The sequence below is a fragment of the Olsenella profusa DSM 13989 genome, from assembly GCF_030811115.1.
In the GTDB taxonomy this organism is placed as follows: domain Bacteria; phylum Actinomycetota; class Coriobacteriia; order Coriobacteriales; family Atopobiaceae; genus Olsenella_F; species Olsenella_F profusa.
Genome location: NZ_JAUSQK010000001.1, coordinates 247,787 through 263,341, shown reverse-complemented (window position 1 = coordinate 263,341; position 15,555 = coordinate 247,787). Strand labels below are relative to the sequence as shown.

The window sequence follows — 15,555 nt, the reverse complement described above, 5'->3', positions numbered from 1 at the left end:
CGTGGGCGAACCCTACTGGATCTGCGACACCATCGCCATGTTGGTGGACGTGATGTAGTCACCCTGGGAGGGCGAGGTCTGAGGGTCGCCGGCAGTGATGACCACGAGGTCACCCGTCTTGACGACACCCCTCTCCTTGGCCACAGTCAGGGCGTTGTAGCAGGTGGCCGAGAGCGATCCCTGCTCGGTGGTCTTGATGGCCTGCACGCCCCACTGGAAGCAGGTCTTGCGGATGGCGTGGTTGGAGGGCGACATCGCATAAATGGGCAGCTTGGGGCGGAAGTTGGAGATCAGGCGAGCCGTGCGGCCAGAGTGCGTCGGGCAGATGATGCACTTGGCATTCACGCGATCGGCAACCTCGACGGCAGCGGCGCCGATGGCGGAGTTCACGTTCTTCAGGCCGCCACGGTCATGGTACTCGCCGGTCTCCGGCAGGTACTTCTCGGTCTCCTCGGCGATGGAGGCCATCATCCTGACGGCCTCGACGGGGTACTGGCCGGCAGCGGTCTCGCCGGAGAGCATGATGCAGTCGGTGCCGTCATAGATGGCATTGGCAACGTCTGCGACCTCGGCGCGCGTGGGGCGCGGGTTGTGGATCATGGAATCGAGCATCTGCGTTGCGGTGATGACGGGCTTGTAGGCCTTGTTGCACTTCTTGATGATCGTCTTCTGCACGTGGGGCACCTCGGCGGGGTTGATCTCCACGCCCAGATCGCCGCGGGCCACCATGATGCCATCGGAGTGCTCGAGGATCTCGTCGAAGTTCCTGACGCCCATGGCGCTCTCGATCTTGGGGAGGATGTAGAGGTTACGCAGGCCGTTCTCGGCGCACAGCTCGCGAATCTCGTCCACGGCGGCACCGTTGCGGATGAAGGACGCGGCAATGGCGTCAATGCCCAGCTCGCAGCCGAACATGATGTCGGCCCTGTCCTGCTCGGTGACGGAGGGCAGGCCCACCTCCACGTTGGGGACGTTGACGCCCTTCTTCTCTCCCAGCTCGCCACCGTTGGTGATGACGCAGTGCATGTCGGTGCCCTCGACGTGATCGACCTCCAGGCCGATGAGGCCGTCGTCGATCAGGATGATGGAACCCTTCTCGACCTCGTTGGGAAGCTCCTTGTAGTCCAGCGAGAAGCGCTCGGCGGTGCCGATGACGCCGTCATCGGTGGTGACGACGGTCGTGCCGCCGGTCTTTAGCATGACCTTCTGGTGATCCTTCAGCTCGCCGGTGCGAACCTCGGGACCCTTGGTGTCCAGCATGATGGCCACGGGCATGCCCAGCTCGGCAGAGATGCGCCGCACGCGGTCGATGTTGTTGCGGTGGTAGTCGTGGCTGCCGTGGCTGAAGTTGAAGCGCGCCACGTTCATGCCACTCGCGATGAGCTGGCGCAGGACGTCATCGCTCTCCGTGGCAGGACCCATTGTGCAGATGATCTTGGTTCTCTTGTTGGTCATACCGGTCGTTCCCTTCTCCGTTCTAAGGCTGGCCGGCCCAAGGGGCCGGCCAGCCGGATGCTCTCGTGTATTCCACCCGTGGTGTGCTTGCTGGCGGAAGCCTTATCGAGGATAGGGCTTTGCCTAGCACACGACGCTGCGATCGACGAAATCCTTACCGTTTGCATACGCCTCGGCGTTGTCGAGCGTGACGCGGGCAATCTGGCCCAGTGCCTCGTGTGTGAAGAAGGCCTGATGGGAGGTCATGACCACGTTGGGGAAGGAGCAGAGGCGCGCGGTGACGGAATGGCCAAGGATCTGGTCCTCGCGGTTCTGGTAGACGTTGGCGTTCTCCTCCTCGTAGACGTCGAGGCCCGCCGCGCCGATCTTGCCCGCACGGATGCCACGGATGAGGGCCTCGGTGTCGACGAGCGCACCGCGGCTGGTGTTGACGAAGATCACGCCGTCCTTCATCTTTGCGATGGACTCGTCGTTGATCAGGTGGTAGCTGTCCTCGTTGAGGAAGGCGTGCAGGCTGATGAGGTCGGCGCGGCTATAGAGCTCGTCGTAGTCGACGTACTCGTCAATGACGTGCTCCTCGTCGATGAGCTTCTGGTTGGGGTAGAGGTCGGAACCCAGGACCGTCATGCCGAAGCCCTTGCAGATGCGGCAGAGTGCGGCACCGATGCGGCCCGTGCCGATGATGCCGGCCGTCTTGCCGTGCAGGGTGGTGCCCACAAGGCCCTCGAGCGAGAAGTCGTTCTCACGGACGCGGATGTAGCCCTTGTGGATGTGGCGGTTGGCACAGAGGGCGAGGGCCATGGCGTGCTCGGCGATGGCCTCGGGCGAGTAGGCCGGGACACGGGTGACCCGCATGCCGATGGACTTGGCGAAGTCGACGTTGACGGCATCGAAGCCGGCGCAGCGCATGAGGACGAGCTCGACGCCCAGGCCGCGCAGCAGTTCGAGCGTCATGGCGGAGACGTCGGCATTCACAAAGCCGCAGACGGCCTTGTATCCCTGGGCGAGGGGGGCCGTGAGCGGGGTGAGGTTGATTTCCGTGAAGTCTACCTGGAGGTCGGGATAGTCCTTCAGCTCCTTCTCGAACGAGGCCTTGTCATAGCTCTTGGTGCCAAACACAAGAATCTTCATGATCGTCCCTCCATACGTGGACTGCCAATACGCAACGCCTACCCTCATTCTAACGCGATGGCGCTGGTTGCGCAGAAATTGTGAGGGGAACTGGGCTCTGTTCCGCTATGGAACCGGGTCGCGTGCAATCGCCGGCGCGCCTGCCCCCGGCCGTTCGCGACCCTATGTGGAGTCACCGCGCGTTCGCGCAGGCACATGGGTTGAGCGGCTGTCCCGTCTTGCGGCGGCCCAGAGGGTGCATGCGACTCGCACGGGGCCGGCGGAAACGTGCGTACGACTTTCACCCCCTGCTACCGCCTACGGATGCGCCAGAGTGTCGTGCGGCTGATGCCCAGCTCGCGCGCGGCGGCACTCTGGTTGCCGCCGTTGCGGCGCACGGCGTCCTCCACGGCAAGGCGGTCAACCTGGGCCAACGTGAGACCGGACATGTCCGTGGGTGCATGGGCGGAGGACGCCTGCGTGACGTCCTGTCCCGTTGGGCCCTGGGGATAGGTGGTTCGTTCGAGGGCGAGCGCGCTGCGCACATCCACGGTGCGAATCACATGATCGACCGCCGAGAGGTAGAGCTGTCGTATGATGCGCTCCATCTGCACGAGGTTGCCCGGCCAGGCGTACTCACCGAGCAGTCGCATGGCGGCACCATCTATGCGCAGGACCTCGTTGGGCAGCTCGCTTCTCAGCTGGCTGAGGTAGAGGCTGGTGAGCGGAGCCACACGTTCTGGCTGTTCGCGCAGGGCGATGAGCTGGACTTCGACGCACTGGAACTTGTCCTTGAGATAGGCGATGCGCCTGTGCACGTGCTCGCCGTGTGGGTCGCATGAGAAGATGACGCGGTTGCGCTCGCACACGCCCGTCTGCGCGATGGTGGAGAAGAGGCTGTCCAGGAACCCCTCGTCGGAGCTGTTGAAGTTCTTGATGTGGATGACCTCATGTCGCGTGTAGAGGGGCGAGCGCGAGCTGTTGACGAGGAAGTCGCGCGAGGAGTCGGTCATCATGCCGCAGTCGACCTCCGTGAGGGGCATGTCGGCATGGAGGCCATGGATGTAGGCGTAGAGGGCGACAGCCGTCCTGCCCGTTCCGTACTCGCCCGTGATGAGGAGGGGCTGCCCCGTCTGGTTCGAGTTGTCGATCGTCGCCGAGATGCGTCCGATGTCACTCGTGAGGGCATAGAGGCTCCTGTCATAGGCCTTGGTCGCCTCGGTCCTTGAGAAGGAGCTCATGCCTGCGCGCCGCCGCTTGGGGGTGGCGCGTGTGCCCGTGAAGTAGAAGGCGCAGAAGTCATTGTGGGGGATGGCGCTGGTGGAGACCCTCTCGCCGCGAATCGTCCAGAGTGTGCCACCCAACGACTTGCGCACGACCCGCACGTCCCCCGCCATGACCTCGTTGACGATGCCTCGCAGGTATGCCATGACCCCATCGTCCGTCTGGTAGGTGCCCAGCATGAGCGACCCGTCCTTGCGAAAGATCGCGCAGCGTTGTGGCTGGCGGTTGATGACGGTACGCAGCAGCGCGTTCTCACTGCTGTAGTGGCGCAGGTACCTAGTCTGTCTGAGGGCCTCGTCAAACACCTGCCGTATCGATGCGCCGCCCGAGGTGATGAGCACGGGATTGAGTCCCGCATCCCGTGCCGCCGAGGCCGAGATGACGTCACAGAGGATGATCTGGTAGTCGTTCTCCACGAGGAATCCCATGACCGTACTGACGTCGTCGGTGTCCACGAGCGTGAAGATGTCGAGGCCAAGCTGCATGATCTCGTTGAGCGTGTCGGCCGTCTGGGTGATGGCCGTAAAGCCCACGACGGCGCGCCGTCCCTTGAGCCCTTCGGAGAGCTTGATGGCCTGTAGCACGTCGTAGGCGCTGACCGGGATGTCGATGACGGGAAGGCTGAAGCTCTCGCGCAGGAGGTCGGCCGTGCCGCCGCGAGAGATGATGACATCGTAGGCATTGCCTGCGGAGACCTGCTCTTGGGCTGCGGTGACGCCGGCCGAGAGGTTGCCCACGATGCAGGTGAGGCCCACATTCGCATACTCGTCGGCGACGCGCCTGAGGGCGATCGCAAGTCCCTGGTAGGGCGCGATGGCGAGTATGCGCACCCCCCGTGCGTCCGTGCAGACCATGTTCCTCTCCAAGATTCCGTCTGACGCTGCGCGTGATGGCATCATATGTCCACACCTCCCATACCCCAGATCGGATGCCCCTAGAGTATGTTCTATTTAGAAACATACTACGAGAAATTCATCATGGCTGTCCTGTAACGTTTCAAATAGGAACGTTTCCTGGATTAGGAAGCCTTGGGGCATCGGTGACGGTGGCCCATACTTTTCCGTGGATGGAGGTGCAGCACGTGATTGGTCTGCTCGTCATAGCCGATGACCTTACGGGGGCCTTGGATTCTGGTGTGCAGCTCGCTCGCAAGGGTGACCGTGTGGCGGTGTCTGCGGACCCGACCATGGATGTGGCCCTGCTTGACGATTACGACGTGCTTGTCATCGATGCCGAGACTCGTCACGCCTCCTCGGACGAGGCGTACCGTACCGTCTTCGAGCTCGTCTCGACGGCGTGCGCCCATGGTGTGACTCGCATCTACAAGAAGGTGGACTCGGGCCTGCGCGGCAACGTGGGTGCCGAGATCGCCGCGGCCCTTGCGGCCTCGGGGCGCGACCACATCGACTTCGTCCCCGCCTACCCCAAGATGGGCCGCGTGACCAAGGGCCTGGTCCAGTATGTGGACGGCAGGCCCCTTGCGCAGAGCGTCTTTGCCACAGATCCCATCGACCCGGTCGCCACAAGCCGCATCGACGAGCTCATCCACCTGGAGAGCGATGTCGCCGTGAGCCCGTGCGATGGCAGCGCGCTCAAGCCTGGGGTGGACGTGTTCGACTGCGACAGCGACGAGGGCCTCGCACGCATCGGGCGCAGGCTTGCCGAGGCTGACGACCTGGTGCTTGTGGCGGGCTGTGCCGGCTTCCTGGAGACCTATCCACGCCAGTCGAGCACGCCCGCATATGTGCCTGTATGCACGAGGCTGAGTCCCAAGCTGTCGGTGCTCTCCGGCTCGGTCAACGCGGTCACCCGTTCCCAGCTGGATTTCATTGAGGCCCATGGTGCGCCCCGTATGCATCTGCCGCTCGCCCCCGTGCTCTCGGGTTCCTGGTGCGAGCGCGATGCCATCCAGCTCGCACGAGACTTCGTCCGGGTGGCCCAAGGCGCGCCCCTCGCCCTTCTCGACACGCTTGACTTCTGCGAGGCGGCGCTCTTCGAACGCCGCATCCATCCCTCACAAGCCATCAACCAGGCCATGGGACGCATTGCTCGCGAGGTGCTGGAGGATGGCGGCCGCACGCTGATGGTTATCGGTGGCGACACGCTTGCAAGCCTCATGACCGCCATGGGCATCAGGACGCTCGAGCCCATGGAGGAGATTCTGCCCGGCGTCGTGCTCGCGCGCTTCGAGGACGCCGGTCGCGAGCGCTACCTCATCACCAAGTCCGGTGCCTTTGGCGCGGACGATCTACTCATGCAAGTCCAGCAGTACCTGGTCGAGAAACAGGAGGTCTCAGCCATGCCAGTGGATGCGTACAGCCTCAAGCTGCCACATGCGGTCTATAGCGGTGCCAATTCCCTCGGGAGGATTCCCGCCATTCTCAAGGGGGCAGGAGCTACCAAAGTCGCTGCCTTCACGGACGGGTCCATCCGGTCACTCGGCCTCTTTGACCTGGTGGCCAAGCAGGTTGAGGCCGCCGGTCTGGTATGCGAGGTCTTCGACGACCTCATGCCCGAGCCCACCTACGAGGCGGCCCAGGCCACGGTCGACCAGTTCCGCAGCACTGGGGCGGACTTCATCATCGCCTGTGGCGGCGGCTCCGTGATGGACGCCGCCAAGCTCGCCAGCGTGCTCGACACCGACGCGTACGGCGTGAAGGACCTACTCTCCGATCCCGGTCGCGCCAGGAAGTGCGCACCCCTGCTCGCCATCCCCACCACGGCCGGCACCGGCGCCGAGTGCACCCCCAATGCCATCGTGGCCGTGCCGGAGCAGGAGACCAAGATCGGCATCGTCAACGACAACATGGTTCCCGACTACGTGATCCTCGACGCCGAGATGATCCGCAACCTCCCGCGCAAGATCGCCGCCACCACAGGCGTGGACGCCCTGGCGCACTGCATCGAGTGCCTCACGTCCAAGAAGGCCAACCCCATGAGCGACACCTTCGCGCTCGAGGGCCTTGACATCATCATGAACAACATCATGAGGGCCTGCGACGACGAGGACGCCATTGTCGAGAAGAACCGGATGCAGATTGGCGCCTTCTACGGCGGCATCGCCATCACGGCCTCGGGCACCACGGCCGTGCACGGCCTGGCCTATCCGCTGGGCGGCAAGTACCACATGGCCCACGGCGTCTCCATCGCCATGATGTTCCTGCCCGTCCTGGAGTTCAACGAGCCCGCCTGCCGCACCAAGTTCGCGCAGGCCTGGGATCGCGCCCACCACGGTGACAAGGTCCTCTCCACAGAGGGGGAGAAGTCCCGCGCCCTCCTCGACCGGATCGGTGACATCGTGCGCGACCTGGACATCCCCACCGATCTCAAGGAGTTTGGCGTCAAGCCCGAGGACCTCGAGGGCCTCGTGGAGGCAGGCATGCAGCAGCAGCGGCTGCTCGTGAACAACATGCGTGAGGTCACCGCTGAGGACGCACGCGCGATCTACGAGAGGTTGCTGAGGTAGATGGCAGGCATCAAGGGCATCATCGTTCCCATCGTCACGCCGTTCAGGGAGGACGAGACCGTCAACACGGCGGAGCTGCGCTGCCAGGTGGATCGCCAGATCGAGGCCGGCATCCACGCCATCTTCTGCTTTGGCACCAACGGCGAGGGCTACATCCTCGACAAGGAGGACAAGATGCTCGTCCTCGCGACGGTGATCAACCAGGTCGCCGGCCGCGTGCCCGTGTACGCCGGCACCGGCTGCGTCTCCACCAAGGAGACCATCGAGCAGTCCAAGATGGCTGCCGACCTGGGCGCCGACGTGCTCTCCATCATCACCCCGAGCTTCGCCAAGGCCAGCCAGGCCGAGCTTCAGGCCCACTACGAGGCCGTGGCCGCTGCCGTGGACCTGCCGATCGTGCTCTACAACATCCCCATGCGCACCGGCAACGCCCTCGAGCCCGCCACCGTGGCCAAGCTCTCCGAGGTGGACAACATCGTGGGCGCCAAGGACTCCTCGGGTGACTGGGACAACCTCAAGGCCTACATCGACCTCACCCGCAACAAGGACTTCGCCGTGCTCTCCGGTAACGACGCCCTCATCCTCAGGGCCCTCAAGGAGGGCGCGAAGGGCTCCATCGCCGGCTGTGCCAACGTGTATCCCAAGAACATGGTGGGCATCTACGAGAACTTCGTGAAGGGCGACCTCGACGCCGCCCAGCAGTGCCAGGACAACGTGGCCAACCTGCGCAGCGTGTTCAAGTACGGCAACCCCAACACCGTCGTGAAGTTTGCCGTGAGAGAGCTGGGCTTCCCCGTGGGCAGGTGCCGCGCCCCGTTCAACCAGCTCTCCGAGGAGGGGCTTGCCGCCCTGCGCACGGCACTCGCCGAGGACAAGCAGAGGGGCATCGAGTAATGGCTGGCACAAGACCAATCGTTGGCATCACCATGGGTGACCCCGCGGGCAACGGTCCCGAGCTCACCGTGAAGGCGCTGGCGGATGCCGCGCTCTATGAGCGCTGCCGACCCCTGGTGGTGGGCGACGCAAAGATGATCGAGCAGGCCAAGGGCTTCGTCGGGCATCCCGAGATCAAGGTGAGGCCCGTCGAGAGCGTTGCCGACGCGAAGTTCGAGGCTGGCATCATCGACGTGTACCACCTGGACCTGGTGAAGGACGTCGCTAGCTTCAAGCTGGGCGAGGTCTCTGCCGAGGGTGGCATGGCCGCCTTCCAGAGCGTAAGGAAGGTCATCGAGCTGGCCATGGACGGCGAGATCGACGCCACGGTGACCAACGCCCTCAACAAGGAGGCCATGAACCTGGCGCTTGCGCCCGAGGGCATGCGCTTTGACGGCCACACCGAGATCTATGCCACCTACACGCACACCAAGCGCTACGCCATGATGCTCGCCCACCATGACTTCCGCGTCATCCACGTGTCCACGCACGTGAGTCTGCGCGAGGCCTGCGACCGCGTGAGGAGGGATCGCGTGCTCGAGGTCATCGAGCTGGCGGATGCCGCCTGCCGCGACCTGGGCATCGAGGGTCCCAAGGTGGCCGTCGCCGGCCTCAATCCCCATGCGGGGGAGCATGGCCTCTTCGGCACCGAGGAGATCGAGGAGATCATCCCGGCCATCGAGGCGGCCAAGGCCAAGGGTATCGAGGCCGTCGGGCCCATCCCGCCCGACACCGTCTTCTCCGAGATGAACGGCGGCTGGTTTGACATCACGGTGTGCATGTACCACGACCAGGGACACATCCCCACCAAGCTCCTGGGCTTCGTGTACGACCGCGACAAGGGGAGGTGGCGGGCCGTCGAGGGCGTGAATGTCACCCTGGGCCTGCCCATCATCCGCACCTCCGTGGACCACGGCACGGGCTTCGACCTAGTCAGCACGGGGACCGCGAGCGAGCTCTCGCTCATGAACGCCATCGACTACGCACTGCGTATGGCCGCTGGGAGGGCAGTGCAGACAGGCAGATAGCCACGGGTCGCACGGCGCCATCTGGCATCGCGCGACTATTGCCACAACCAATTCGGTTCGAGAAGAGCGCGGGGAGCGTCCCGCGTAGGGATCTGCTGTCACGAAGATGGCGGCAGGTAAAGAGAAAGGAGTAGCAGAATGACTACGGCAATGATCCTCGCGCTGGTCGTTCTCGTCGCCATGATCCTCATGATCATGTTCGACGTGCTTCCGTTCGGCCTATCGCCCATCGCGGCTTGCCTCCTGATTGTCGTGTTTGGCCTGGGGGGTGAGGACCCGATTGCCTACTCCTTTGCCGGCTTCACGAACTCGACGGTATGGATGTTGGCGTTCTTCATGGTGATCCTTGCGGCAATACAGAAGACCTCCATCATCAACAAAGTCAAGGACGCCATGACCGCACTGGTCAATAGGGGCGGGTTCAAGAGCTATGTGCTGCTGCTGATCGTGGTCATGCTCGGTGCCTCGGTGGTCGGCATGGGTTCGACGGCGTTCTATGTGCTCATCTTCTCGCTCGTCGTGACCATGCCCTACAACGAGAAGCTCCCGGGCTCGAAGCTCATGCTTCCGTTGGGCATCGCATCCAATCACCCGCTCGTGCCCATCAACGTCGCCCTCCAGTACGGCGTGGCCATTGCCGTCCTGGGCGCCTCTGGCCTGAGCGCCAACAGCCTGTCCATGGTGCAGTTTGGTATCGTGTCCTTCATCCTGTCCATAGGCTTTTTGCTCTGGGCCATCATTGGCTATAGGTTCCTGCCCTCTCACCCCGTGGCCGAGCCCACGATCGAGAACAGGGAGGCCCTTGAGGAGGGCGGCTCTACGTTGAGCAGGGCCCAGGAGACCATCACCACCCTCGCGTTCATCGTCGCCATCGTCTCCATGATGCTCGTCAACGTCATCGGAGTCCTCTCCTACATCATTCCAGGTATCTGTGCCTTCGCGATGGTCATCGCCAAGGTCGTCGACTTCGGGGAGTTCCGTGACAACCTGTTCTCACCCATCATTCTCATGACCGCGGGCGTCATCCCCGTGGCAAACTGCCTTGCGGACACGGGTCTCTCCACCCTCGTCGGCAATGTCGTGGCCGATGCTCTGGGCACGGGCGTGCCTGCCTTTGTGATCGTGTTCGTCTTTGCCCTCATCTGTTCCACGTTCGCCTGCTTTACGGGCTCGCAGGTGGGTATGGTCATGATCTTTGCCCCCCTGGCCATCTCGGTTTGTCAGGGCCTGGGCATCAATCCCATGGCCGCTGCCGTTGCCGTCACGCTCTCGGCCTGGTGTGGCCATTACATGCCCATCGATGGCCTGCCCGCCATGGCCTATGGCATGGGCAAGTACACCATGCCTGAGTTCTGGAAGTTCACGATTCCGCAGTACTTTGTGCGCTTGGTCTTCCTGACGGCCGGGGCCCTGCTCGTCTTCCCTGCGTAGGCGGGGAGGGGGAGCGTGACTCCCGACCGTCCGCCCAGGAGGGCCGTACCTGCCCAGCCCTCCCCGTCCTTTCAGAAGGAGGCACTATGGCAATCAAGACGCTCGAAAGGCTGACTCCCGATGGCCAGGTGTACTACGACTCCGAGATGAGGCTGACCGAGGCGTTCGTCAGCCCCGGCCCCTGGACCACGGCTCATGGCCCTGGGCTTCTGGAGACGCCTACAGGCACCATCCTGTGCTGCTGGTTCGCCGGCACCTACGAGGGCGACATCGACATCAACATCGTGATCTCCCGTCTGGAGAAGGGCTCCGATCGCTGGAGCGAGCCCACCTACGTCAGCCATGACGACGATCGCTCGGACCAGAACCCCTCGCTGTTCCTGGCGCCGAACGGCGAGATCTGGTGCATGTACACCTCCCAGCTGGGCCGTCAGCCGGGTAAGGACAACATGCAGTACACGGCTCAGGTGAAGCGGCAGATCTCGACCGACGATGGTCGGACGTGGTCGGAGCCCGAGGTCGTCTTCGCCGAGCCGGGCACCTTCAACCGCCAGGCCATCCAGGTTCTCTCCAACGGCCGTTGGATCTACGGCAACTGGCTGTGCACGGACTCCGCTGCGGCGCTGGCCGGCGACCCCTCTGCCTTCCAGATCTCGGATGACGAGGGTGCCAGCTGGCGTCAGGTGATGGTGCCCAGCTCCGCGGGGCGTGTGCACCCCACGGTCGTAGAGCTCGATGCGGGCCACCTCGTCGCCTTCATGCGCTCGCGGCAGGCCGACTGGATCTATCGCAGCGAGTCCTTCGACTACGGCGACACCTGGATCGTTCCCGAGCCCACGGTGCTCCCCAACAACAACTCGGGCATCTGCGCCATCAAACTCACGAGCGGTCGTATCGCCGTGGCGCACAATCACTCCAGTGCACCCCAGGCCTATGGCCAGAAGGGCGCCTGGCCGGGACTGCGCTGTCCCGTCTCCATTGCGCTTTCCGAGGATGGCGGCAGGACCTTCCCGCTCATCCGTCACATCGAGCGCGGCCAGGGCTACGTGGGCGACGAGAACAAGGCCAACAACCTGCAGTACGAGTACCCCTGCGTCATCCAGGCCGCCGACGGGATGATTCACCTCGCCTATGCCTATGAGACCCGTAGGGGTGTGAAGTGGGTGACGCTCTCCGAGGCTGACGTCATGGGCGAGAGGCGCGGTGAGAGCACATACAACCCCACGTCGGGTGACGTGGGGGCACACGAGGAAGCCAACAGCCACACATCGTGAGAGGGGATTGACATGATCTACGATGGCATGGGCGTCATCGAACGGTACCGGGGCCTATACAAGGGCCTGGACGTTCTCATCGACTGGCTGGGCGAGCACGAGTGCCGGAAGCTCGAGACGGGCCCGCACGAGATCCTGGGGGACAAGGTGTTCGCTCTCGTGCAGGATGCCAAGACGCGTACGTATGGCACTGCGCGCTACGAGGTGCACCGTCGATATATGGACTTGCAGGTGGACATCGAGGGTGCCGAGCGTTTTTTCGTGACGTCCGGCCCCACCGAGCCGCTCGGGGAGTACGACGAGACATCCGACAAACAGTATGTGAAGGCTGCTCCCGACAACGGCGATGAGATCGAGGGCACGCTCGAGAAGCGCCACTTTGCCATCTTCGTGGCTCACGAGCCGCATATGCCCAACGTCATCTGTGCCACGACGGAGCCTGTCGCCATCAGGAAGGTCTGCTTCAAGATCCTCACGGACGAGTTCTGGGACGAGGGATAGCCCCGAGGAGGCAATCGAGTCGTATGCAATCTTGGTGACGGCCGCTTTGAGTCGTTCGCATTTTTTGTGCGCCACCGTTTTGTGTTTGTGCAGGTACACGGATTGTGTGATCTCTCCCTTGTCCAGAAACGACCAAAAAGGTGCATACGACTCGCAAGAGGTGGACGGAGAAATGCGTGCGAGTCGGTGATGCAGGCGCGGAGGAGCTTGTACCCACAAAGCTTCGGCCCACAGAGCCCTTGCGATACTATGTAGCGGACAAGGTGCCTGGCACGGCAGCCTTGGTGAGCCCTTGCCCCTCCTGGGGAATTATGATCGGGCATCAATCTGCCAGGTGCGAAGAGAGGACGGCAGGGGGCCGTCCGAGACCCAGGAGGGACATAGCGTGAGAGAGTATCTGGTAAGCGCGTCGGACGTGCTCGAGGAGTGCGCAACCGATGCCAAGCAGGGCCTTGGTGCCGGTGTCGCCGAGGAACTACTCAGGCAGAACGGCCCCAACAGGCTCAAGGAGGCCGAGAAGACCCCGCTCTGGATCCGCTTCTTCCAGCAGATGGGCGATCCCATGGTCATCATGCTCATCGTGGCTGCGGTCATCTCGGCGGCAACGAGCGTGGCGCAGGGCGAGGCGGACTTCGCCGACGTGATCATCATCCTGTTCGTCGTCATCCTCAACTCGGTGCTGGGCGTCGTGCAGGAGGCCAAGTCCGAGGAGGCCCTGGCGGCCCTGCAGGAGATGGCGGCGGCAACCTCCAAGGTCATTCGCGGCGGCAAGCAGGTCGAGGTTCACTCCCAGGACCTCGTTCCTGGCGACATCGTGATCCTCGAGGCTGGCGACTCCGTGCCGGCCGACTGCCGCGTCCTCGAGAGCGCGTCCATGAAGGTCGAGGAGGCGGCGCTTACCGGCGAGTCCGTTCCCGTCACCAAGCACGCTGACGTCATCACCCTCGAGGAGGGCGCGGACGACATTCCCCTCGGCGACCGCAAGAACATGTGCTACATGGGCTCCACCGTGGTCTTTGGCCGTGGCCGTGCCGTGATCGTGGCGACGGGCATGCAGACCGAGATGGGCAAGATCGCCGGCGCCATCGCCGAGGCACAGGACGAGGAGACCCCGCTGCAGGCGAGGCTCAACGAGCTCTCCCACATCCTCACCATCCTCGTCGTCACCATCTGCGCCATCGTGTTCCTCACAGGCTTCTTCAGGTATGGGTCTGGCTTCATCACCAACCTCGATCTCGTGCTCAATACCTTCATGGTCGCCGTGGCGCTTGCCGTGGCCGCCATCCCCGAGGGCCTGGTGGCCGTCGTCACCATCGTGCTCTCCATGGGCGTCACCAAGATGAGTGAGCGCCACGCCATCATTCGCAGGCTCTCCGCTGTGGAGACCCTGGGCTGCACGCAGATCATCTGCTCGGACAAGACGGGTACGCTCACGCAGAACAAGATGACCGTCGTCGACCACTTTACCGAGAACCTCACGAGCCAGGTGCGCACCATGGCCCTGGCCTCCGACGCCAGGTGGGACGACACCGCGGATGCCGCGGTGGGCGAGCCGACCGAGGCCGCGCTTGTGGCCGATGCCGCCAAGCTGGGCTTCAGCACGGCGCATCTGGCCCAGAGCCGCCCGCGCGTGGGCGAGGCGCCGTTTGACTCCGGCCGCAAGATGATGTCCGTGGTCGTCCGCGGCAAGGACGGCTACATGCAGCATACCAAGGGCGGCCCCGACGTGGTGCTCTCCCGCTGCACCAAGTACCTCTCGCAGGATGGCATCGTGCCCATGACCGATGAGCTGCGCTCGCAGGTCATGGAGGCCAACAAGGCCATGGCCGACAGGGCCCTGCGCGTGATGGCCGCGGCCCGCCGCGACTGGGGTGACGAGAGGCCCAAGGGCTTTGAGCCCGACTACCTTGAGCACGACCTCACCTTTGTGGGCCTCTCCGGCATGATCGACCCCGTCCGTCCCGAGGTGAAGGCCGCCATAGACGAGGCCCACTCCGCAGGCATCCACGTGGTCATGATCACCGGCGACCACATTGACACCGCCGTGGCCATCGCCAAGGAGCTCGGCATCGTGAGGGATCGCTCACAGGCCATCATGGGCGCCGAGCTCGACCGCCTGTCAGACGACGAGCTTGCCGCCCGAATCAGGGACTTTGGCGTCTATGCCCGCGTGCAGCCCGAGCACAAGACTCGCATAGTCGACGCCTGGAAGCGTGAGGGCAAGGTCGTCGGCATGACCGGCGACGGCGTGAACGATGCCCCCTCCATCAAGCGCGCGGACATCGGCATCGGCATGGGCATCACGGGCACCGACGTCACCAAAAACGTGGCCGACATGGTGCTGGCCGACGACAACTTCGCCACCATCATCGGTGCCGTCGAAGAGGGCCGGCGCATCTACGACAACATCCGCAAGTGCATCCAGTTCCTGCTCTCCAGCAACCTGGCCGAGGTCATCTCGGTGTTCGTGGCGTCACTCGTCGGCTTCACGATCCTGGAGCCCACGCACCTGCTGTGGATCAACCTCATCACAGACTCGCTGCCCGCGCTCGCCATGGCAACGGAGGGCGCCGAGGCTGACATCATGCGCCGCAGGCCGCGCGACGCCAAGGACGGCATCTTCGCCGGTGGCATGGGTGCGGACACCATCTTTCAGGGCGTCGTCATCGCCCTGCTCACGTTGGCCGCCTACTTCATCGGCATCTCGACCGCAGGCGTCTCGCTTGCCGACGCGATTGCCAGTGACCAGGCGGGCCTCGTGGGCATGACCATGGCATTCCTCACGCTCTCCATGGTCGAGATGTTCCACGCGCTCAACATGCGCAGCCAGCGTGGCTCCATCTTCACGCTCAAGGGCCAGAACAAGTGGCTGTGGGCATCGCTGGGTGTCGCCCTGCTGCTCACCTTCCTGGTGATCGAGACGCCGCTCGCCCAGGCGTTCGACTTCGCCGAGCTTGATGTCGCCCACTACCTCATCTCCATGGGCCTGTCCATCCTCATCATCCCCATCGTCGAGGCGGAGAAGGCCGTCATGCGCGCCATCGACAAGGGCAAGAAGTAGGTGGGGACGCTG

The 15,555-nt window shown here is 63.8% G+C and carries 10 protein-coding genes; 7 read left to right on the top strand and 3 right to left on the bottom strand.

Annotated elements, in window-relative coordinates; genetic code table 11:
• Positions 1-12: 12 nt before the first annotated feature.
• The 3 genes from pyk to J2S71_RS01160 all read right to left on the bottom strand — a co-directional run bounded on the left by pyk (position 13) and on the right by J2S71_RS01160 (position 4,703).
• Positions 13-1,455 (bottom strand): pyruvate kinase, encoded by a 1,443-nt coding sequence (gene pyk, locus J2S71_RS01170; RefSeq protein ID WP_307388255.1) that lies wholly within the window; start codon positions 1,453-1,455, stop codon positions 13-15.
• Positions 1,456-1,578: 123 nt separating this feature from the next.
• Positions 1,579-2,586, bottom strand: a complete 1,008-nt coding sequence (locus J2S71_RS01165) for a 2-hydroxyacid dehydrogenase (protein WP_021726806.1) — start codon at positions 2,584-2,586, stop codon at positions 1,579-1,581.
• A gap of 290 nt (positions 2,587-2,876) precedes the next feature.
• Positions 2,877-4,703 carry a sigma-54-dependent transcriptional regulator gene (locus J2S71_RS01160; protein WP_307388252.1) on the bottom strand — a complete coding sequence of 609 codons (1,827 nt, stop codon included), beginning with the start codon at positions 4,701-4,703 and terminating at the stop codon, positions 2,877-2,879.
• A gap of 227 nt (positions 4,704-4,930) precedes the next feature.
• Here J2S71_RS01160 and J2S71_RS01155 point away from each other — a divergent pair, with 227 nt between their 5' ends.
• The 7 genes from J2S71_RS01155 (at position 4,931) to J2S71_RS01125 (ending at position 15,543) form a co-directional block, all read left to right on the top strand.
• Positions 4,931-7,315, top strand: a complete 2,385-nt coding sequence (locus J2S71_RS01155) for an iron-containing alcohol dehydrogenase (RefSeq protein ID WP_307388250.1) — start codon at positions 4,931-4,933, stop codon at positions 7,313-7,315.
• The gene (gene dapA, locus J2S71_RS01150; RefSeq protein WP_307388249.1) at positions 7,316-8,209 is read left to right on the top strand and encodes a 4-hydroxy-tetrahydrodipicolinate synthase; all 894 of its coding nucleotides are present in this window, start codon (positions 7,316-7,318) and stop codon (positions 8,207-8,209) included.
• Positions 8,209-9,276 carry a 4-hydroxythreonine-4-phosphate dehydrogenase PdxA gene (pdxA, locus tag J2S71_RS01145; RefSeq protein ID WP_307388248.1) on the top strand — a complete coding sequence of 356 codons (1,068 nt, stop codon included), beginning with the start codon at positions 8,209-8,211 and terminating at the stop codon, positions 9,274-9,276. The genes dapA and pdxA overlap by 1 nt, the downstream gene beginning before the upstream one ends.
• Positions 9,277-9,414: 138 nt before the next feature.
• The gene (locus J2S71_RS01140; protein WP_307388246.1) at positions 9,415-10,707 is read left to right on the top strand and encodes an SLC13 family permease; all 1,293 of its coding nucleotides are present in this window, start codon (positions 9,415-9,417) and stop codon (positions 10,705-10,707) included.
• An 86-nt stretch (positions 10,708-10,793) separates the two neighbouring features.
• Positions 10,794-11,981, top strand: a complete 1,188-nt coding sequence (locus tag J2S71_RS01135) for a sialidase family protein (protein ID WP_307388244.1) — start codon at positions 10,794-10,796, stop codon at positions 11,979-11,981.
• Positions 11,982-11,993: 12 nt separating this feature from the next.
• Positions 11,994-12,482, top strand: a complete 489-nt coding sequence (locus J2S71_RS01130; protein ID WP_021726887.1) for a NanQ anomerase/TabA/YiaL family protein — start codon at positions 11,994-11,996, stop codon at positions 12,480-12,482.
• 385 nt (positions 12,483-12,867) lie between these two features.
• On the top strand, positions 12,868-15,543 hold the full coding sequence (locus tag J2S71_RS01125; protein ID WP_307388241.1) for a cation-translocating P-type ATPase: 2,676 nt from the start codon (positions 12,868-12,870) through the stop codon (positions 15,541-15,543).
• Positions 15,544-15,555 lie beyond the last annotated feature (12 nt).

Bases quoted from the DNA above. Each gene is read 5' to 3' on its own strand.
- J2S71_RS01140 (WP_307388246.1), top strand. From the start codon at position 9,415: ATGACTACGGCAATGATCCTCGCGCTGGTCGTTCTCGTCGCCATGATC.
- J2S71_RS01160 (WP_307388252.1), bottom strand. From the start codon at position 4,703: ATGGTCTGCACGGACGCACGGGGGGTGCGCATACTCGCCATCGCGCCC.
- J2S71_RS01130 (WP_021726887.1), top strand. From the start codon at position 11,994: ATGATCTACGATGGCATGGGCGTCATCGAACGGTACCGGGGCCTATAC.
- J2S71_RS01165 (WP_021726806.1), bottom strand. From the start codon at position 2,586: ATGAAGATTCTTGTGTTTGGCACCAAGAGCTATGACAAGGCCTCGTTC.
- J2S71_RS01135 (WP_307388244.1), top strand. From the start codon at position 10,794: ATGGCAATCAAGACGCTCGAAAGGCTGACTCCCGATGGCCAGGTGTAC.
- pyk (WP_307388255.1), bottom strand. From the start codon at position 1,455: ATGACCAACAAGAGAACCAAGATCATCTGCACAATGGGTCCTGCCACG.
- pdxA (WP_307388248.1), top strand. From the start codon at position 8,209: ATGGCTGGCACAAGACCAATCGTTGGCATCACCATGGGTGACCCCGCG.
- dapA (WP_307388249.1), top strand. From the start codon at position 7,316: ATGGCAGGCATCAAGGGCATCATCGTTCCCATCGTCACGCCGTTCAGG.